We start from the raw sequence: 20,735 nt of genomic DNA on the forward strand, positions 1-20,735 counted from the left end.
CTTGCGTTGCAGCAGGTTATGTGTCAAGATATTCGTTAGTATCCAATCGACAAGAAATAGGTGAAATGCATTCATGATGAAATCTTTTTTTCGCTTACTGACAGAGCTTTATTCACGTAAAGCGATATCCCGGGTTACAGGAGCATTTGCTCAATCCAAAGTAAGCCGCAAGCTTATTCCTCGCTTTGCCGGTGTTTATGGTATCCGGCTGGAAGATGCGGAGAAACCATGGAACGAATATACGTCTTTAAATGACTTTTTCACACGCAGATTAAAAAATGGCCTTCGTCCCATCGACACGGCTCCACATATCGTAGTAAGCCCTGTTGATGCTGCTATTACCGGCATGGGGCCGATCAGCGAGGGCTTAATTCTTAATGTCAAGGGACAGGACTACACGATTGATGAAATGCTGAATTTCTCACCGCGGGCTGTCAGCTACAAGAATGGTTTTTACTTCGTGCTTTATCTCAGCCCAACCGATTATCACCGGATTCATACTCCTATTGAGGGCGATATTATTGAAAAAGAACACATCCCGGGCAAGGTATATCCGGTCAATGAGTTCGGTCTCCGCCAAATGCGCAGAGTATTAAGCCGGAATGAAAGGCTGATTACTTATATGCAGCATGAGGACGGAGAAATCGCAGTTGTCAAAGTAGGAGCGATGAATGTCAGCAGTATTCAATACGTCTCTCCCTTGCCGCAGCGTCCAGGACGCGGGGATGAGCTTGCTTATTTTCAATTCGGTTCCACAGTCGTTCTTCTGATGGAGACCGATACATTCGAAAGTCGCACTGATCTGCAGGTAGGCAGTAAAGTCAAAATGGGACAAATCCTCGGTTTCGTTAAACGTAAATCATAAACCTTGAAGCTATCTAGCCTGGAGTATTCGGCATTGCCTATACTCTAGGCTATTTATTTATCCTGCTATCGCTGTATCGACTTCCATACCTCCTCCATCCTCTTGATTGCATACTCGATATCCTCTTCTGACAAATGGGGGAAGTTAAAATATGCTCCATACTTGACTCTATCTGCCCCTGCCGATGCTTCTGCCAACGATATAGGCAACGCAACTTCTGACCAACGTATTCCTGCAAAAGCGCATTGATCACGAAACTCGATATAGGCAATTTCAGTACCTAACCACCATCCAAAGATGTGCAGTCCTGCATCCCCCTCAACCCAGGCAAATAGTTTGGACAGCAGCATATTCAGCCACTTTTGCAGGCATTCGAACTTTCGACTGTAAGTACGCTTCATTCTGCGCAAATGACGTTCATAGCTGCCGCTCCCCATAAACGCTGCAAGCGTTCGCTGCTCCAGCAGTCCGGTTGTCTGCGGTTCAAATAAAGCCTTCGCTTTACGTATGGGTTCTACCAATGAAGCAGGAAGAACAGCATAACCAATCCGAACGCCGGTCAGCAGCGTTTTGCTAAAACTGCCTATAAAGATAACCCGATCTTCCCGATCCAGAACCTTTAAGGGCTCCAATGATTTGCCTCGATGACGGAATTCGCTGTCATAATCGTCCTCGATAATAATGGCATCCTGCTCATAGGCCCATTTTAAAAGCTGCTGCCTCCGTTCCATGCTTAAGACAACGCCTGTAGGAAACTGGCGGCTTGGTGTAACAAACAACAGCTTCGCATTCCAATCACCCGGAATGATCCCTTGCCCATCGATAGGAACCGGCTTGATCAACCCTCCAGCCGTATGCACGGCTCGTCGAATTCCCATGTAGCCCGGATTTTCTATAATGACCGAATCTCCCGGGTTTACCAATAGCTGAACCGTCAGAGCAATAGCCTGCATGGAACCGTTGAATAGTACAATTTGGGAAGGATGACCTTCGATTCCACGGGCTCTACGTACATATTGAGCAATGTTGTTCCGTAATTCGTAATCCCCCTGTACATCAGCACGTGGTAGGATACCTTGTCCGGTTAATTCCTTGGCTGTAGCATGTAGATAACGGTTCCATTCTTCTTGAGGAAATAATCCGATATCCGGTGCGAACCGATGAAAATCAACTTGCTTGACCGCCGCTGCTGGTAATAAATACGAGACATCTCCTGTTGTCTGCTCCATAAGCCGCTTTCCCCATGCTGACAGCACATAAACTTTACTTGGCCGATCTGGAGCAGATCGTTGTTCATAGTGGATAGATACGAAGGTCCCACGCCCGATTTCACTTCGCAGGTAACCTTCCGAATTCAGCATATCGTAAACCACGTTGACCGTTCCTCTGGACAATCCGTATATAGCTGCCAGCTCCCTGCTCGAAGGAAGCCGTGTCTCGAAAGAAAGCACCCCATCTAGGATTGAATCTCTTAAGGAATGATACAAAGCCAACAGCTTCGTAGGATACTTGGAGCGATATAGATGATACGGAATTTGAAAATGCATACCGAGGACTCCTCTTAATTGGAATAAAGAAACGGTATCGCTAAATTTCTAATGGATAATGATATTGGTACAATCATTTCACTCTAAATTGGAGCTTAATATTTGTCAATAAGTGCGTTAAGCTCATGATCAAACAGATTCAAGGAGGTCGTACCCATGAGAAGGAAAGAATTTGAAGTGATGGATCAAGAGGAAACGCTGAACTTTATGCATGAGGTTAGCTTTGGGGTGTTAGGTTCGATTGGCGAAGATGGCTGGCCGCAGCTGACTCCTTTAAACTTCGTTTATTACGAAGGTTGTCTTTATTTCCATGGCAGCCATGCCGGACAAAAAATGAAAAATCTAAAATCAGATAACCGAGTCACCTTCTCTGTTGCCAAAGAGTATGCGATTATTCCTTCCTACTGGTCAGATCCCAAGCTCGCTTGTCCGGCTACTGCATTTTTTAAATCTGTGCTCATCAAGGGACATGCCGAGCTCGTTGTAGACCTGAAGCAAAAAGCTGCGGCGCTTGGCGCTTTTATGCAGAAGCTGCAAAGCGAAGGGGGCTATAAGCAGATTGATCCACTGGATGTGGATTACATTCCTCAACTTAAAGCGACTTCCGTTGTACGGATCGATATTTCCGAGATGTCTGCCAAGTATAAATTCGGTCAAAATATGCAGGAAGACCGTATGGAACGTATTACCGAAGGACTCGTAGAAAGAAACCTAGAGCTGGATGCAGAAACTGCAGCGCTTATGAAAGCTTATTGTCCACATCATCGGCAGCAGCCTTAGACGAAACCATATAGGATATCAGTCATTCCTCGAATCGAACCTCGCTTATTGTTTCCTTCATAATACGCCAAAAAGTCCGCAGAGCATGCAGCCTGCAGACTTTTGATTTTACATGATTCTGAAGCACTGGCTTTATCGGTGAGAGAAATTATCTCAAATCCTGGGGAGCTACCATATCCATATCGGTAAACTCTTGGTTTTCGCCAGCCATTGCCCAAATAAATGTGTAGTTATTTGTGCCCACTCCGGAATGGATCGACCAGCTTGGGGAAATAACTGACTGCTCATTGCGAACAACAAGATGACGAGTTTCGGTAGGCTCACCCATCATATGGAATACAAGACCGTCTTCTGGCATATCAAAATAGAAATATACCTCAGAGCGGCGGTTATGCGTGTGACAAGGCATTGTATTCCACATATTGCCCGGCTTCAACAACGTCATACCCATTACCAATTGACAGCTTTGCACACCATTCAAATGAATGTACTTGTAAATCGTACGCTCATTGGAGGAAGTGATGGAACCCAGATGAGCAGGCTCAGCTTTGCTGATTTCGATTTTCTCGGTCGGGTAATTTTTATGAGCAGGTGTGGAGTTAAAGTAGAAGCGTGCCGGATTCGCGGAATCAGCGCTTTTAAAAATAACTTCTTTGTTGCCCAGACCTATGTAAAGTCCGTCCTTGCTATCCAATTCATACTCCGTACCATCAACAATTACCGAGCCTTTAGGACCCACATTAATGATACCGATTTCACGGCGCTCTAGAAAATACTCGGCTCCCATATCGTGCTTGTCCGCTTCAAGTTTAATGGACTCGGATACCGGAACAGCTCCACCCGTAATAAAACGATCCACATGGCTGTATACCATATTCAGCTTGCCGGGAGCAAATAGCTCCTCGATCAAAAACTCACTTCTCAGTCTTGCCGTATCATACGTTTTTGTTTCCGTTGGATTCGTTGCGTAGCGAATTTCCATTGTAACAATTGCCTCCTCAAAAATAAGTACTGGATTAAGGTCATTCATCGATACTTTCAATATTAAAACGTTTCATTTTGCTACACGGCAGTGAGCCGCACACCTGTCTATGGTATCATAAATTACTTAGTCTCGCCACAGCATTGAATAAAACCGCTTCCCCATTAGAGGGCGAGCTGTTTTTGCTTTGTGTGAACCTTACCATTCCCTTCACATTATTTTGCCAAGCTGCCAGCTGATTGTTGTTCTTTCCACATCATTGTAATGACAAGACCAATAAACAAAATGACAGCAGCAAAGAGATACGGATAGTTAATGTTTACATCAAAAAATATACCGCCTAACGCGGGCCCGACGATATTGCCTAAGCTTGTATATGTTGAGTTCATTCCAGCAATAAATCCTTGTTCTTTTTCGGCAGTTTTTGATAAATAGGTCGTTAATGCTGGTCGTAGCAAGTCAAATGCGAGAAAGATGAAGCAAGTGATTAACAAAATAGCTAAATAGCTAGAGATCATGGTGGATGCTACCGCTAATACTACGCCAGCAATTAAGCATATCTGAATGAGTTTCTTTTCACCGAGTTTATCTACCATGCTACCAAACATAAAGACCTGAACTACAACTCCGAAGATTGAACTTATTGTAATAATGGTAGCAATATCTCGTGGAGTAAAACCAAATTTATGATCAGAATACAAACTAAATACAGTTTCATATGCTGATAAACCAAAGGCCAGTACAAACACAATAATAAAGGCAATAATGTATAATGGATGAAATGATCGTTTGAGATCACTTACAAAGTTGGTATCTTTTTTAAGCTGAATGGTTTCCAAAAGCTGCTGTTTGGTTAGTGGCTCTTTTAAAATAAATAGGGATGAAATACAGGTTATCAATGCAAAGCCAGCAGCAAAGTAGAATGGGGCACGCACACCCAGCTCAGCAATAAAACCTCCGATACCTGGGCCAATTATAAAACCGATACTAATAGCGGCAGAAATATAGCCCATCGCTTTGGGCCTTTCCTCTATTGAGGTAATATCTGCAACAAAGGCAGTAACGGCTGGCATAATAAATGCACTACTAATGCCTCCTAGAACTCTGGATAAATAAAGAACGGATACATGTGTACCTATACCAAAGATCAACTCGGATACGCTGAAGATGAATAAGCCGATTATGATCATCTTTTTCCTGCCATAAGTGTCAATCCATCGTCCTGCCAGGGGAGACATGAGTAATTGTGCAAACGCAAAGGCCGCTACAAGATAACCCATCGTTTGGCCTGATAAATGCATAATATTCATAAAGGATGGCATAACAGGGACGATAAGTCCGACGCCTAGAAAAACAATGAATATATTACTCAATAGAATGAGTAACACTGTTTTTTGTTCTTTCAATGGTTTCTTCATGAAGCAATACCTCTCTCTGTAAAATCATAGCTGTGAAATCCCTCTCCAAAATACGGTCCATGAGGCATGATATTTATCGTTTAAACGTTTTTCATTATTCCCATATGCAAGCTCTAACATGATTGAATCAACTACACCTAAGAAGGCAAGAGTAGGGATGAAGGCTGCATCTGCCATGATGACTTTGGCATCGATCCAATCTTGAAATTTGCTTTCTAGTACGGTTTGAATCTTTTTTTCCGTATCAATTACTTCCTCATTAATTGCTGTTGCCAGATGGAGAGGTGGAAAAAAAGACATACGGAGCCAAAACTTTAACTGCTCGCTCTGTTGAAATAAATCAATTACCAATTGCAGATAACCAAATAAATCTGCTTTGGGATTTTGGGTATCCACTCTACTCAAATATTTTAACTTCGATGAGATTTCTGTCTCTTTGGCATCTTGTAAAACTTGTAGAAATAGATCATCTTTCCCTTTGAAATGAGCATAAAGAGACTGTTTTCTCATACCAACATTCTCGGCAATTTGAGACAGAGATGCTCCCTCATACCCATGAATGGTGAATAATTTTAAAGCGATGTCTTTAATTTCTTTACTTTTCATTAAAATCACCTCGATACTAACGAACGTTCGTCAGTTATATTATCAAATTTAATTTTTTAATGCAATGTCAGTCGTTTCGTCTCATTTTTGCTCAAAGACACTTTGTGGATGAAATTTCCACAACCGGATTGAAAGGTTAGCGGTTAAGGCTTAACATATATAGTATTCATGCAGCATACATCACGAGCATCTTACATTATTTATCCATATAACTCGATTAAGGAGTGACGATTCTTTCATGAACTCTTCCGCCAAGCTTCAACGCAAGCAGCCCAATGTCATCGTGTTTTTTACCGATCAACAGCGCTGGGATACGACTGGTGTCCATGGAAATCCGCTTGGGCTAACACCGAATTTCGATCAAATGGCACGCCAGGGAACCCATCTGGAGCATGCTTTCACTTGCCAGCCAGTCTGTGGACCGGCGCGGTCCTGCCTCCAAACCGGATTGTATGCCACCTCGACAGGCTGCTACAGGAATGGCATTCCGCTTCCTCAAGAGCTGCCCACGTTGGCGGGGTATTTTAACGATGCCGGTTATGACACCGGCTATATCGGCAAATGGCATCTAGCCGTAACCCGCGATCAGCCGGTACCCGAGCATTTACGCGGAGGCTACAAGTATTGGCTTGCTGCTGATGCATTGGAGCATACGTCCGATGCTTATGAAACGCTGCTATACGACAATAACAACCAGCCGGTCAAGCTCCCAGGTTACCGCGTCGATGCGCTGACTGATGCGGCCGTCCGCTTTATCGACGACCGCAAGGACAAGCCGTTTTTTCTGTTTCTGTCCTACCTGGAGCCGCATCATCAGAACCATCGTGATGATTATCCCGCACCCGATGTGTACAGGGATATGTATACATCACGGTGGGTCCCGCCCGATCTGGCCGCTCTTGGAGGAACTGCCCATCAGCACCTGGGCGGCTATTACGGAATGGTCAAACGGCTCGATGAAGGGCTTGGAAGAATCAGAGATGCACTGCGCAGTCTGCACTTGACTGAGGATACCATTATTTTGTTTACGTCCGACCACGGTTCGCATTTCAAGACACGTAATTCCGAGTACAAACGCTCCTGCCATGAAAGCTCAATCCGTGTGCCGAGCGCCTTATACGGGTCACAATTTACAGGTGGCGGCAGCGTAAGAGAGCTGGTCAGCCTCGTTGATTTCGTGCCTACCCTGCTCGATGCAGCTGGGATTGAGGTTCCCGACCATATGCAGGGTAGATCCGTCGTCCCTTTACTGTATAATAGCCGAGACAACCGCCCGGAATGGCCCGCAGAAGTATTTGTGCAAATCAGCGAGTCACAAACAGGACGGGCTATCCGTACGCAACGCTGGAAATACAGCGTCACTTCCCTAATAAAAGGTGATCCCGTTCAAACTGCATCCTCTGAGCGATATATCGAGGAATTTCTGTATGACCTCTACGCGGACCCTTACGAACTCTCCAATTTGGTCGGAATGGACTCCCATCGCAAAGTTGCGGATCAGCTGCGCGAAACGCTAATTCGCCGTATGGTCGAAGCTGGAGAAGCCGCACCGATCATTGACGCAGCTCCTGCTGCCGCGTATGGTCAAAGAAAAGTACGTGAGTATGAAATATTCGAGTAAAAGTGTATTCAAATCAAACCGTGACTCATCGTTCTTAAAATGGTATAATATTGCCGAACTATTTAGGTAATCCCATATGGAAGACGGAAGGATGAAACTTCAATGAACCCTCTTGCTCAACAGCTCAACAATACGATTGCGAATGAAAATACGCATGTGTATGAAATGCTTTCCAATCTGGGAAAAGAAATATATTTTCCAAAGGTGGGCATTTTGAGCCAATCAGCTGAAGCCAAGGTAAAAGCAACAACCTTTAATGCCACAATCGGTACCGCACTCGAAAACGGAAAGCCGATGCATCTCAAGGTTATTCAGGATACATTATCCGCATATAATCCAAAGGATCTTTATGAGTATGCTCCACCTGCCGGTAAGCCAGAGCTTCGTACCGCATGGCGCAAAAAAATGCTTGAAGAGAATCCTTCCTTAACCGATAAAGGTCTGGGCAATCCGGTCGTCACGAATGCGCTAACCCATGGCTTAAGCATCGTAGCTGATCTGTTTACCGAGGCTGGCGATACCGTCATTATTCCCGATAAAAATTGGGAAAACTACGAGCTAACCTTCGGGATTCGCCGAGGAGCCGATATTTTGAATTATCCGCTGTATAATAGTGAACGCCGCTTTAACGCTGAAGGTTTGCGTGAAGCTTTACTCGCTCAGAAGGATAAAGGCAAAGCAGTCGTGCTCTTGAATTTCCCGAATAACCCAACAGGTTATACGCCTGGTGCTGAGGAAGGCAAACAAATCGTTGCTGTCATCAAAGAAGCGGCAGAAGCTGGAATTAATGTCGTTGCTGTCACCGATGACGCTTACTTCGGCCTATTCTTTGAAGATTCCATGCAGGAATCGTTGGCAGGTCAGCTTGCAGGTCTGCATCCTCGTGTATTATCCATCAAGATTGATGGAGCGACCAAGGAAGAATTCGTGTGGGGCTTCCGTGTAGGCTTCATCACCTATGCCGGACTCAGCGACTCTATGCTGGCTGCGTTGGAGCAAAAAACACTCGGTATCATCCGTGCTACCATTTCCAGCGGTCCTCATCCATCGCAAACGTTCGTGCTGCATGCTTTGAACGCTCCTGAATTCAAAGAGCAAAAGCAGGAAAAAGCAGCCATCATGAAAGGCCGCGCCAACAAGGTCAAAAGTATTCTCGATACAGGCAAATATACAGCAAGCTGGGACTATTACCCGTTCAACTCAGGTTACTTTATGTGCCTTAAGCTGAAAACTGTTGATGCCGAAACCCTTCGCGTTCACCTGCTGAATGAATACGGGATCGGAACGATTGCTTTGGGCGAAACGGATCTGCGTGTTGCCTTCTCGTGCATCGAAGAAGTTAATCTGGAAGAGCTGTTTGATTCCATTTTCCGCGGAGTTCAGGATTTGGAAAAGGCATCAGCCAAGTAAACGTATATCCACAAGCTGAATAACTAATGCAAAGTGACTATTTGTTCAACAACTAGATGAGCAGCGTAAAGTGTAATCCACTCTTTGCGATGCTCATTTTCTTTGTATACACAGGCTTGTTCGATTTTCTAATATGCAGTAATTATGGAAGTGAGGAGGTCTAGAGCATAATGGTATCATTGCAGCCTATAAAAAGAAGCCCGCTCAGGATATATCTGGGTAAAAAATATTACCGCTGCAAGCGCTATTTGGAATGGTATTTGGGTAAAACCAAATATGCTGCGACTAAAGATAAGACACTGCTGCCCTATACCATTTTCCAACATAAGACCCCCTTGCTCCGTGAATTAAAAAACGTAGATATGTGGCTGCAGCATAATAAAGTAAAGAACCTTAGAATTGCTTCGAATACACTAAATCGTCTCGTTATAAAACCGGGAGAGACCTTTTCTTATTGGCGATTAATTGGCAATACCTCTAGAAGAAAAGGTTATGTGGATGGCATGATATTGTTCTATGGAAAGGTTACAACGGGAATCGGCGGAGGTTTATGCCAATTATCCAATTTGATATACTGGATGACTTTACATTCCCCTTTAACCGTTACGGAAAGGTATCGTCACAGCTACGATGTATTTCCTGATTCCCAAAGAAGCCAACCTTTTGGAAGTGGAGCCACATGTGCCTATAACTACCTTGATTTGCAAATCAAGAATGAGACGAATCAGCATTATCAATTGGTTATTGATTTAACGGATACTCATTTGGTCGGAGAATGGAAAGCCGAGCTTCCACCAACCCAATCATACGAAGTTTATGAGAAAGAACATTGGATAACCCGTGAGTTTTGGGGTGGTTATGTCAGACATAACCATATATACAGGAAAGTGTACAATATCGAAAATGAACTCATAGATGATGAAATGATTACAGAAAATCATGCTATTATGATGTACGAACCTATGCTGCAGGCAGGAAATTGATTCGTACTTTCACTTCTTACTGGAGATTCAGACATATAAAGAGCCATATATACAAAATTTTGATTTGTAACCGATATATCATTGAGGTGGAATTGTAACGTCCATCATTTACCTATATTTAGGAGAAAGGAGTGAGTTACGTGCAAGTTTCTTTTTCATCACGAGCTATAACCCAGAGCTCTCACGCTGGGATAAAAGTATTTGACAACAGTAAATTGTCCATTAAGAAAGCTGACAAAGATGACTCCGTGTCTATTAGTGAAGGGGCACGCAACATGTTTGCAAAAAACGATACTTTCAAAAAAAATGCGATGATTGAAGCCTTAATCAAACAAAAGGAAAACCTGCTGGAGAACAAAAATAAATTAGTGGAAAAAACTTTGAAAGATGGCGGTCAATTAGATACGATCAAGGACCAGATTAAGGAAATTGATCAGCAGCTCCGTTCCTTGGATCAACAAATTAGTCAACAACAAATAGACGATCAGCAAAAAGCATTAGGGCTCGATGAAGAAAGCAAGAAACATGCAAAGGCAGTAGCTGCTGAAACGAAAACGGATACTGAAGAACAGGCTGATCAACTGCATAACATTGCGAGCCTGGCCGGAAATCTGGATCAAATTCAAAAACTGTCTGCCCAGAAAAACTATATGCAAAGCGAAACACGGATTTTGAAAAATGAAATTAAAGCGGATGAGGCTCGATCTTTATCTAACCTTCCAGCAACAGGAAAACGCGAGAAGGTATCGAATTTGAACAAAGGAATCGCTGATATTGAAAAACGAATCAGTGAAATGACACAGTCAACGACAGAGAAGCTCAAAGAAGTGAGCAAACCTTCAGACGACAACACAGCAAAAGAAGCCGCTGCTAACGATCTCCCCACCTGAAATTGGAAACGATAAACAAAATGGATAGAGAATCAGGATCTCCTGAATACTCTATCCATTTTTCTTGCCTTATACCCTGTGCAGCATCATATTTGATCCTTGCACATATTCCTCAAGATGACCAATAAGCAACATCAGGATTCAGAACTGCGCCCACTTCGCCTTCCCTTACCAAGTCATAATCAAGATAACCTTCGTCATCCAAATAGTACACGTTTTGCTCATAAAATGCACAAAGGGTTTCCATAAACTTTTCAGGTGAAGCGTGAAGAACTTCCAGATCACCGTGATCGGCTAACAACAAATCACATATTTGTTCTACGCCCTCTTTCGATCTATGGTAGCAAATATAATCACTTGCATAGTTTGTTAACAAAGGCAGCACAAGCTCGCCGTTCTCCTGCTTCCTGTCGATCAATAATTCAGATAACTGCTGCATCTCTTGCCGGTATTCATCAAGATGAATGAGCCGATAGCCCGGTATAAAGTCCATCAGTGTTTGATCCTCTGCATCTCTCCGGGTTCCGGCTATCCCATCATATAATGCCTTTAACAATGGAGGCACCTCCGGTAGGATCTCATTGATACTGCTAGCCACTTCCTTATTGCTTCCCAGGCTTGGGATATATGCAGGACGCAGTTGGGATGATAAATTCAAATATTGTTTGACCTGCTCTGATAACAATTTAACTCGACCTCCTTAAAAAAAGCCACCCAGTTGACTCGAACCTGGATGGCTCTTGTAAAAATACATGTTTAATTTACAGTTGATTTCCTTATTTATCTTCGGAAGATGCTGCATTTAAGTCCAAATTGATTAGTTTGCTTGGATCGATCTTGCTGTGTGCAGGCTGCACTTCTTTAGGACTCGCAGGTGCTAACCGATTGGTCAGCCCTTTGACAAGCTCCTCCAGATCAATACCTGACACGCTTTTCAGCATGTCCGGAGCCGTAGCCATCAATTCAGTTACATATTTACTGACCTTTGTTGCACCACCGCCATTACCACCGGCATCAACAATAGTCAGCTTATCGATATGCGACATTGGCTCAGCGATTTTGGCCGCCAGCTCAGGCAGCATCTTGACGATGATATCCAAGACAGCTGCTTCACCGAATTTCGCATACGCTTCGGCAAGCTTTTCCTTAGCCTCCGCTTCTGCAAACCCTTGAAGACGGATAACCTCCGCGTGTGCGATACCTTTGGCACGTTCAACGTTAGCTTCGGAATTACCCTTAGCCAAGCCAGCTTCTGCAATAGCGATCCCTGAAATACGTACCTGCTCAGCGTTGGCCTTAGCTTCAGCCTCGATCTGGTACTGTCTAGCATCCGCTTCACGCATCCGCCGGGATTTATCGGCTTCTGCCGCCTGTTCAATCGCATAACGGTCTGCATCCGCTTTTTTCTTGACCTCGGAATCGTATTGTTTTTCACGCCGCAATATTTCTTTGGTTTCCAGATCGATTTCCCGCTCTTTACGAACAAGCTCTACCTTCATCTGCTCTTCTACAATAATTTGCTTCGACTTTGCTTCTTGTATACCATAAGCCTGATCGGCCTCCGCCTTAGCTACGTCTTGCTCCTTCTTAAATGAAGCAATCTTCAGCTGCTTATCCTTTTCCGACTCAGCAATATTCGTGTCACGGGCAAGCTCAGCCTTCTGGCTTTGCTCCTCGGCATTGGCCTTTTGGATCCGTGCATCACGCGAAGCTTGGGCTTGGGCAATATCCGCGTCACGCTTAACTGCAGCAATCCGCGGTTTACCCAATGCATCGAGATATCCGTTATTGTCACGCAAATCCTTGATGGTAAAGGAAACGATTTGCAATCCCATTTTACGTAGATCGATTGCCGAAACCTCTTGAACCTTTTGAGCAAAAATATCCCGGTTTTTATAAATATCCTCAACCGTCATGCTGCCGAGAATCGCCCGAAGATGCCCTTCCAGTACCTCTTGCGCTTCGCCTCGAAGCTCCTCATCACTTTTGCCGAGAAATTGCTCTGTAGCAGTCGCAACGTCCTCGATAGATCCGCCAACCTTGATGATGGCGACACCGTTAGCAAGTACCGGTACACCCTGCTCTGTATACACCTCAGGCGTCGCGATATCCAGTTTGTGTGACAAAAGTGAAATAAACTGTGCCTGCTGGAATACGGGCAGGATGAAGGCACCGCCACCACGAATGATTTTTAATTTACGGTCAGTTTCGTCATTCATTACATTTTTGGAGCCTAAAAAGGAGCCTGTGATGATCATTGCTTTATCTGGGCTGACAGTTTTATACCGCGACCAAAATGCCAATCCAAGAATAACAAGAACAGCAATCAATAATACAGGAATTGTTAAGTATTCATAGTTAGCCATAGACGACAATAAAATCCCACCTTTTCCATTTAATAATGATTTAAATATTAAGCTCGGTTACCGCAAAATCTCGGCCTCTTAACTCAACGATTACTACCTTTTGACCCTGCTTAATTTGCAAGCCTTCGAAGCTAACTGCCGGATAGTTGGATGTGCCAGAGTTCGTATGAATAATGATTTCTCCATAGCCAAGCGTCGGGATCGTAACCGAAACCTCAGCTGCCCTGCCAACCAAATCACCGACCGAATGTCCGATGGAATGCTCGGCCTTACTCATATTTCGCACAAAGAAAATGTAAATTAAAGCCGACAGTACAATTGCGATAAGTACCGCTAAAACAGCTATCAGCGTGACATCAAGCAGTGTATATTTGTGAAAAATGACACCTGCCGCGCCAAATGTGGTGATGCCCCCGACAATCACAATCGGTTGCAAAAAGTCAAAATGATCAAGATGCAATGCAGCCGCAGCACTATCCAGCCAGTGGCCAATCACTTCGCCGATCACAAGCGTTATCACGGCAAAAGCGATTCCAAATATTAAACAATTCCAATACACAATTAACATGGCGACATCCTCTCCTATCGGTATTAGCTCCAGTTGTTAAATTAATTAAGGGCAAATAGTCAAGTATGATTCTGTGCTTATCATATATTATACACGAAACCACCCCCCCATGTCAGGTTTAGACAACATAAAGAAAAGCCTTCCAGGGTCTTAGTCCGGGAAGGCTTGTAGATTTATATTCATTTGAACATCAAATTAGCAAATTAAACAAGGTAGGATTTTTATTAATCTCCACATATTTAATCCCTCTGCTCTCCATACGATCGATGAGGGGCTCATAGTCCTCTTTATTTTTCAACTCTATGCCGACCAGCGCCGGACCATTTTCTTTACTTGTTTTCTTCGTATATTCAAAGCGTGTAATATCATCGTTGGGTCCTAGCACCTCATCAAGAAACTCCCTAAGGGCTCCTGCCCGCTGTGGAAACTGAACGGTAAAATAATGCTTCAGCCCCTCATAAATCAGCGATCTTTCCTTAATCTCCTGCATCCTGTCGATATCATTATTGCCGCCACTGATAATACAAACGACATTTTTCCCGGCAATCTGTTCTCGATAAAATTCCAGCGCCGTAATCGTCAAAGCACCTGCCGGCTCGGCGACAATCGCATTTTCATTATACAGTTCCAGAATCGTCGTACACACCTTGCCTTCGGGTACGACCAGAATATCGTCCACTACCCTTTGGCAAACCTCGTAGGTTAACTCCCCTACTCGCTTGACCGCCGTCCCATCAACGAACTTGTCAATCTCCGTTAATGTAACAATTTGGCCCTCATCGATAGATTGCCGCATAGAGGGTGCACCTGTAGCTTCAACACCGATTACCTGAGTAGATGGACTAATAGCCTTAATGTAGGTACCCACGCCTGCAACCAAGCCGCCGCCGCCAACACCTGCAAATACATAGTCCACTGGATCCTTCATGTCGTTCATCAGCTCGAGGCCTACGGTTCCTTGACCCGCCATCACCTTAAGATGATCAAACGGATGGACAAACTGCATCCCCTCCCGCTCACTGTACAGCAGCGCTTCCCTTAAAGAATCATCGAAGGTGTCTCCGATCAGGATCACTTCCACGTAGGAAGCTCCGAACAGCTTGACCTGGGATATTTTTTGCCGTGGCGTCGTTGTTGGCATGAAGATTTTGCCTTGCACCTCAAGCGCCTTGCAGGAATAAGCCAAGCCTTGCGCATGATTACCGGCACTGGCACAAACTACGCCCATGCGCAGCTTTTCTTCGGGCAGACTGCGCATCAGATTATACGCACCGCGAATTTTGAAGGAACGAACGACTTGCAAATCCTCACGCTTGAGGAACACGTTACAGTTATATTTGTCAGATAAAATGGAGTTTCTTTGTAGCGGTGTATGAACCACCACATCCTTTAACAAATGGCTTGCCAAGATGATGTCTTCCAGCTTGATTGTCTGATTGTCCATATTACCCTCCACCGAATACATTTTTCTAATTATACACCCCGAGGACGGGTTGTCCATAGTTTTCTTTTTGCAAATAGCAGCTTTACACGCAAAAAAACCGCTGCTATAAAAGCTTTCATAGCAGCGATTCCGTATGCAAGCATGTCTTTCAGGTTATCTGTAGAGGTGCGTATCCATCATCTGACCCGTATGAAAAAGTTCAATCTACTGTATTTTTCTAGCTTCCACAAGGCTGTAATCCGGGTAATCAAGCATTGCCTTATGCTGCGCATGATTCACATCAAATGCTTTTACCATAGCCATAAAACCTTTACCTGATGCGTCCTGAAGGCTGAGCTCATAGGAATCCAGCATTTTATGAGCATAGTTGAGATCAAACACATCCATATTAAAAAAGAGTTTGCTGTTCTCGATAATCCGATTGAGCTCGGTAAGTTGACCTTTATAAAAGCTGACTTCGTGCGTATCCTCGTGCTGGGATTTGAGTAATTCAACTGCGTCCACACGATCACGAATGTCCATTAAAAATTCAACTACCTTCTCCTCCGACAAAGCAGTCGTTGGTCTTTCTTCAGGCCGTGTAGCCATATGGATCCCCTCCGTGTATACGTTATTTGATTATGTGTTTTTACCCGTTTCAGCGTTCTATGAACCTAGCCCCATCCAAAAATAGAATAACCCTCTCATCCGGCACTAATGCCTGAACGAAAGGGCTATTCCTGGGTAAACCAACCTTTTTCATCTCTTTTGTGTTACTCTCTATTGGATCTCCAAGGATCCTTTTATCGAATTACGATCGTATGAACGACCTGGTTTTTGCCTCTGAGTTCAATTGCACGATTAGCAGTCAATAAGGAAATATCACCCTGAATTGACAGGTTGCTTGCTGCGTTGTAGACGGCTGTTTGCACCGATCCACTGCTCAAGGTCTGATTGATTGCAATCGTCGCAATTTGTCCGCTGGCATTCAGCGTGTAAGAGTTCAATGTGCCTACCACTGTAAAGTCTGTTTGTTGATCTTGAGTGGCATTCAATACCTCGATGAAGATCGCTTTGCCGCCATAGGTTCTTACCAGCACCGAATCACCTACTCTTAGCTCGGATGCAGCAACTCTTGTTCCGTTACGGAATATATAAGCGGTTGCATCCAGCTCAACGCTGTACGATTGACCATCTGTAGTGAGTGTCAGGACATTATTAGTTACTGCTGCATTCACAGTACCGCGTACCGAGGTGTTATCCGGCAATTGACTGCCAGTACGGTCCAGCAGCGCTGCCAATTCAGCACGTGTCACCGGATTGTTTGGACGGAACGTATTATCCTCATAGCCATCAACCAGCTTTTTCTCAATAGCCAAGGCTACATAACCGACAGAACCTGCTGGGATTTTATTCGCATCCTTGAAGGTAAGCTTCGTGTTCATTTTAGCTTTAGCTTCGTTTTGCAGCTTCAATGCTTTAATCAATAAAGTAGTAGCCCAAAGACGATCAGCTTCCTTCTCAGGCTGTACAGCATTTTCTGATTCTTCGAACAAATCGTTTTGCAGAGCTACGGATACATAACCAGTTGCCCATGCATATTTGGATTTAATTTTATCTGCATCGCTGAAATTCAGGTTAGCCTGCATCGCCTCTGCCGATTCTGCTTGATCTCTTAGTCCCATCAACCGAACCGCAGCTGTGATCGCTTCAATACGGGTAATTGTTTTACGAGGCTGGAAGGTACCGTCCTCATACCCTTCAAACACACGCTTGGATGCAAGACTTGCGATATAACGCATAGCCCACTCAACATCAGAGCCTTTAACATCATCAAAGGTCAGCTTGATTTCTATTTTATTATTCTTACTGTTGTAATTCGTTTTTATCGGTTGAACGGCTTGAACCTTATCCCGCCCTTTATCACGGTCGTTGTCTTTATCGTTGCCCTTACCCTTGCTATTATCGGCAAATGCTGCAGTAGAACCGCCTACTACCATTGCCAGCGTCAGACCTGTCACTAATACCTTCTTAAATAAATGATTCATCATCATTCTCCTCATCCTCTTAACAATAATTTAGTTGTTATTGGTTATTTAAAATGAATCCGAACCTTCGCGAAGAGTTCTTTGGAATTACTAAAAGTTTCGCCGCTGCTTAAACGTTTATGGGGGTCATTTTGATCAAACGGGATATAAATGGTAAACTTAGGACGACATGCCTTCAGGGCGATTATTAGGATTGTAATGATTTGATCATGAAGAGGTATGATTTGGGGGAGGATTTATAAGCATGAAATGGAATGCAAAAAAGCTGTCTGTCGCATTGGCCTTATTTGCACTGGTCGCCGTAGGTGTCTTTTACTCATGGATGTCCTTTGCCAAGGAAGGCAATAATCGCACAGAGTCGGCTGCTGACATCAGCAAAACACCACAGGCTGTCAAGCCTCAACCTACAGCACCGGCACCACCGCCAGAACCGCCCATCCCAACAGAGCAGGTCGATATAGCGATATTCGGTAGTGAGCTGGAGGGCCTCTATCTGGCACGGGCTGCAGCCGATGAAGGTCTTAAAGTAAAAGTGCTTGATCCGAGAGAAGCATTTGGCGGACAAGTGCTGCAAGGTGAAATGCTGTTTCTTGACGAGACCCGAGATGAAAAGTACAACTTGATGGTGCAAGGTCGCGCTAAAGAGCTGTTCGATGGCTTCCGTAATGGCAAAATCCGCAAGCTGTCAGAGTTCACGCAATACTTTGACAAGCTCAGTAATGACATACCAGTAGAATCAGGCATCAAAATCTTAGATATTAAACAAACTGCCGGACAATTCGGACCGAATGCCGTTGAGTCGGTAACGTATGCAGGCAAAGACGGAGTCAAGAAGAACATCAAGGCTGCCTATTGGGTTGATAACAGTGACTTCGCCGCACTGCTAAGCCAGTTGAAGGTAAACCGCATGCCGGGCTTGGAGCAATTTTATGGAGAAACCAAGATCGAATATATGAGTTCCGGATTTATGCTTAAATTCAAAAATGTCGATTGGGCCAAATTCAGCTCCAGCTTTAACAAAATGACAGCTGAGGAGCGCAAAACCAAATATGGTGGCGGTTCGGTAAATGAAAGCTATGCCATCGGTCTTAGCGGAATGACGAGCGCTTATAAGCCGAGCAATGAGAGGGTCTTTTTACGAGGACTGAATGCCGTGAATCAGCGGGATGGGGAAGTGTTAATCAATGCCTTTCTGATCTATACAGTTGATCCTTCCGATGACAAATCGGTAGCCGAAGCGATGGAGCTTGGGAAAAAGGAACTCCCACTCATTCTGAATCATTTCCGTAAAAGCATGATTGGCTGGGAGAAGGCCGAGCTGAACGGATTCCCCAACTACTTGTATATCCGCGAGTACAATCATTATGAAACGGATTATGTACTGAAACCATCCGATATGCTTGGCGCGAATATGTTCTGGGATAATGTCAGTATCGCCGGCTATCCGCTTGATCTTCAAGGCATCAGCACCAGCAAATGGGGCATTGAGATGGGAAGACCGGACAAATATGGAATGCCCCTGCGCAGCTTCTTGCTGAAGGATTATGATAATGTGCTTGTGGCTGGCAAAAATGTTGGCTCATCCGCCATTGCATATGGCAGTGCACGCATCCAGCCGAATACGGGTCTGGCCGCTGAAACCATCGGTATTCTGCTCGGACAAATACAAGGTAAGAAAAAGCTGCGGGAGCTGAAGGAAGCCGATATGCCCGCGCTTCACAGCTACCTCGAAACCAAATACAAAATCAAACTGACAGGCGTTGTAGGCAATAACAAAATCAAAGGCTGGACGCCTGACGAAATCGCCAAGCTGGACACTGGTAAAATCGTATATCCATCTTACGTAAATACACGAAAAAAATAAGCACCTATCTTATACAAACAAGTCCCCAAGATGACTCGCAGCCGAGCATTTTGGGGACTGCTTTTTTATTATAATCATTTTCACCCTACTGAAAGCTCTCGCTAATGTCTATACTGAACGTATATCTATAATAGGAGTGATGAAGCATATGGAGAGAATTGTAGCTCATAACGATATGATGACCGGAAAGCAGGCAAACAGAAAAAGATATAACAGGGAACGGACCCGTTAAAGGATTAGATGAGCTGTACCGGATGATCCTCCCTGCATAATTGAAGCGATAAGGGAGCAAAGCATATTTATGCAAACATCATTAGAAACTTACGGCTTTCAGCCGTTTTTTGCAGAACAAGCTATACAGCACTCCGACTATGAGGTTGGACGTGTCGCGTTGGAGCATAAGCATTTGTACCGAATTTATGGCCTGAACGGAGATTGGTTAGGTGAACTTTCGGGCAAAAGCCGTTATGAGGCCATTCGGCGAGAGGATTATCCAGCAGTTGGCGATTGGGTCTGGATAACCCCAATGCCTGGTGAGCAGCGGGTGATCATTCATGAAATTATGAAACGAAAAAGCAAATTTTCGCGCAGGGCTGCCGGTTCCACCGTTGAGGAGCAAATCGTAGCAACCAATATCGATCGCGTATTTCTCGTTATGGCATTAAACCTCGATTTTAATGTAAGACGGCTAGAGCGATACCTGCTACTAGCCTATGAGAGTGGAGCCGCGCCAGAGATCGTATTGACCAAAAAGGATTTGTGCGACGATGTGGAAACCAGATGCCTTGAGGTGGAAGCTATTGCTCCGGGCGTGCCGATCTATACAGTCAACAGCCTTGAGGATGATGGCATCAAATCCATTCTCGACACATTGAAGCCCGGAGAAACGATCGCACTGCTCGGCTCCTCCGGAGCTGGTAAATCAACGCTGCTGAACAGTCTATACGGTGAACAGAAGCAAAAAACAGGTGCTGCTCGTGATGGTGATGATCGAGGTAAGCACACGACCACACATCGTGAGCTGATCGTGCTTCCTTGTGGCGCTCTCATGATCGATACGCCAGGTATGCGTGAGCTTCAGCTGTGGGATAGCAGCGAATCGATGCACACCGCCTTTCAGGATATTGATGAATTAACGGCAAGCTGCCGCTTCAGTGATTGCAGACATCACGAAGAGCCTGGCTGTGCGATTCAGCTGGCTCTCGAAGCTGGAACGCTCGATGAGGATCGTTGGAAGAGCTTTTTGAAGCTGCAAAAAGAGCTGGCCTACACAGAACGTAAAGCTAATGCAGGTGCCGCACGCGCGGAAAAAGAACGCTGGAAAAAGATTCATAAGCAACTGCGCAGCAGCGGCAACCACTAAA

At 44.6% G+C, this 20,735-nt stretch carries 18 protein-coding genes; 8 read left to right on the forward strand and 10 right to left on the reverse strand.

What is annotated here, in order from left to right; genetic code table 11:
- Positions 1–73 precede the first annotated feature (73 nt).
- The gene (asd, locus tag BM210_RS01510; RefSeq protein WP_091163790.1) at positions 74–865 is read left to right on the forward strand and encodes an archaetidylserine decarboxylase; all 792 of its coding nucleotides are present in this window, start codon (positions 74–76) and stop codon (positions 863–865) included.
- A 65-nt stretch (positions 866–930) separates the two neighbouring features.
- Here the strand turns inward: asd and BM210_RS01515 are convergent, their stop codons facing one another.
- On the reverse strand, positions 931–2,412 hold the full coding sequence (locus BM210_RS01515) for a MocR-like pyridoxine biosynthesis transcription factor PdxR (RefSeq protein ID WP_091163792.1): 1,482 nt from the start codon (positions 2,410–2,412) through the stop codon (positions 931–933).
- Between the two features lie 156 nt (positions 2,413–2,568).
- On the opposite strand from BM210_RS01515, the gene BM210_RS01520 reads away from it, so the two are divergent.
- Complete coding sequence (locus tag BM210_RS01520) at positions 2,569–3,192, forward strand: pyridoxamine 5'-phosphate oxidase family protein (RefSeq protein WP_091163794.1); 624 nt, start codon at positions 2,569–2,571, stop codon at positions 3,190–3,192.
- Between the two features lie 148 nt (positions 3,193–3,340).
- On the opposite strand, the gene kduI is transcribed toward BM210_RS01520, so the two are convergent.
- The 3 genes from kduI to BM210_RS01535 form a co-directional block, all read right to left on the reverse strand.
- On the reverse strand, positions 3,341–4,174 hold the full coding sequence (kduI, locus tag BM210_RS01525) for a 5-dehydro-4-deoxy-D-glucuronate isomerase (protein ID WP_091163796.1): 834 nt from the start codon (positions 4,172–4,174) through the stop codon (positions 3,341–3,343).
- A gap of 215 nt (positions 4,175–4,389) precedes the next feature.
- On the reverse strand, positions 4,390–5,592 hold the full coding sequence (locus tag BM210_RS01530) for an MFS transporter (RefSeq protein WP_091163797.1): 1,203 nt from the start codon (positions 5,590–5,592) through the stop codon (positions 4,390–4,392).
- Positions 5,593–5,616: 24 nt separating this feature from the next.
- Positions 5,617–6,198: a TetR/AcrR family transcriptional regulator gene (locus BM210_RS01535; RefSeq protein WP_091163799.1), complete on the reverse strand. Its 582-nt coding sequence runs from the start codon at positions 6,196–6,198 to the stop codon at positions 5,617–5,619.
- Between the two features lie 238 nt (positions 6,199–6,436).
- Between BM210_RS01535 and BM210_RS01540 the strand changes: the two genes are divergently transcribed.
- The 4 genes from BM210_RS01540 to BM210_RS01555 all read left to right on the forward strand — a co-directional run bounded on the left by BM210_RS01540 (position 6,437) and on the right by BM210_RS01555 (position 11,102).
- Positions 6,437–7,819: a sulfatase family protein gene (locus BM210_RS01540; RefSeq protein WP_091163800.1), complete on the forward strand. Its 1,383-nt coding sequence runs from the start codon at positions 6,437–6,439 to the stop codon at positions 7,817–7,819.
- Positions 7,820–7,921: 102 nt separating this feature from the next.
- Positions 7,922–9,229 (forward strand): aminotransferase class I/II-fold pyridoxal phosphate-dependent enzyme, encoded by a 1,308-nt coding sequence (locus tag BM210_RS01545; RefSeq protein WP_091163802.1) that lies wholly within the window; start codon positions 7,922–7,924, stop codon positions 9,227–9,229.
- A gap of 170 nt (positions 9,230–9,399) precedes the next feature.
- Entirely contained in the window at positions 9,400–10,212 is an 813-nt protein-coding gene (locus BM210_RS01550) for a VanW family protein (RefSeq protein WP_091163803.1), read from the forward strand.
- Between the two features lie 275 nt (positions 10,213–10,487).
- The gene (locus tag BM210_RS01555; protein ID WP_143100975.1) at positions 10,488–11,102 is read left to right on the forward strand and encodes a hypothetical protein; all 615 of its coding nucleotides are present in this window, start codon (positions 10,488–10,490) and stop codon (positions 11,100–11,102) included.
- A gap of 112 nt (positions 11,103–11,214) precedes the next feature.
- Here the strand turns inward: BM210_RS01555 and BM210_RS01560 are convergent, their stop codons facing one another.
- From BM210_RS01560 to BM210_RS01585, 6 genes are all read right to left on the reverse strand, one after another.
- Entirely contained in the window at positions 11,215–11,787 is a 573-nt protein-coding gene (locus BM210_RS01560; RefSeq protein ID WP_091163806.1) for a hypothetical protein, read from the reverse strand.
- A gap of 91 nt (positions 11,788–11,878) precedes the next feature.
- Positions 11,879–13,468: a flotillin family protein gene (locus tag BM210_RS01565; protein WP_091163808.1), complete on the reverse strand. Its 1,590-nt coding sequence runs from the start codon at positions 13,466–13,468 to the stop codon at positions 11,879–11,881.
- Positions 13,469–13,508: 40 nt separating this feature from the next.
- Positions 13,509–14,036, reverse strand: a complete 528-nt coding sequence (locus BM210_RS01570) for an NfeD family membrane protein (RefSeq protein ID WP_091163810.1) — start codon at positions 14,034–14,036, stop codon at positions 13,509–13,511.
- A 190-nt stretch (positions 14,037–14,226) separates the two neighbouring features.
- Positions 14,227–15,480: a threonine ammonia-lyase IlvA gene (gene ilvA, locus BM210_RS01575; protein ID WP_091163812.1), complete on the reverse strand. Its 1,254-nt coding sequence runs from the start codon at positions 15,478–15,480 to the stop codon at positions 14,227–14,229.
- A gap of 204 nt (positions 15,481–15,684) precedes the next feature.
- Entirely contained in the window at positions 15,685–16,068 is a 384-nt protein-coding gene (locus BM210_RS01580) for a hypothetical protein (RefSeq protein ID WP_091163813.1), read from the reverse strand.
- Positions 16,069–16,262: 194 nt separating this feature from the next.
- Positions 16,263–17,513, reverse strand: a complete 1,251-nt coding sequence (locus tag BM210_RS01585) for an S-layer homology domain-containing protein (RefSeq protein WP_371263402.1) — start codon at positions 17,511–17,513, stop codon at positions 16,263–16,265.
- A 238-nt stretch (positions 17,514–17,751) separates the two neighbouring features.
- On the opposite strand from BM210_RS01585, the gene BM210_RS01590 reads away from it, so the two are divergent.
- The gene (locus BM210_RS01590; protein ID WP_091163815.1) at positions 17,752–19,371 is read left to right on the forward strand and encodes an FAD-dependent oxidoreductase; all 1,620 of its coding nucleotides are present in this window, start codon (positions 17,752–17,754) and stop codon (positions 19,369–19,371) included.
- A gap of 301 nt (positions 19,372–19,672) precedes the next feature.
- Positions 19,673–20,734 carry a ribosome small subunit-dependent GTPase A gene (gene rsgA / locus BM210_RS01595; protein ID WP_091163816.1) on the forward strand — a complete coding sequence of 354 codons (1,062 nt, stop codon included), beginning with the start codon at positions 19,673–19,675 and terminating at the stop codon, positions 20,732–20,734.
- The last annotated feature ends 1 nt before the right edge of the window (position 20,735 follow it).

The organism is Paenibacillus sp. 1_12, from assembly GCF_900114475.1.
GTDB lineage: Bacteria > Bacillota > Bacilli > Paenibacillales > NBRC-103111 > Paenibacillus_S.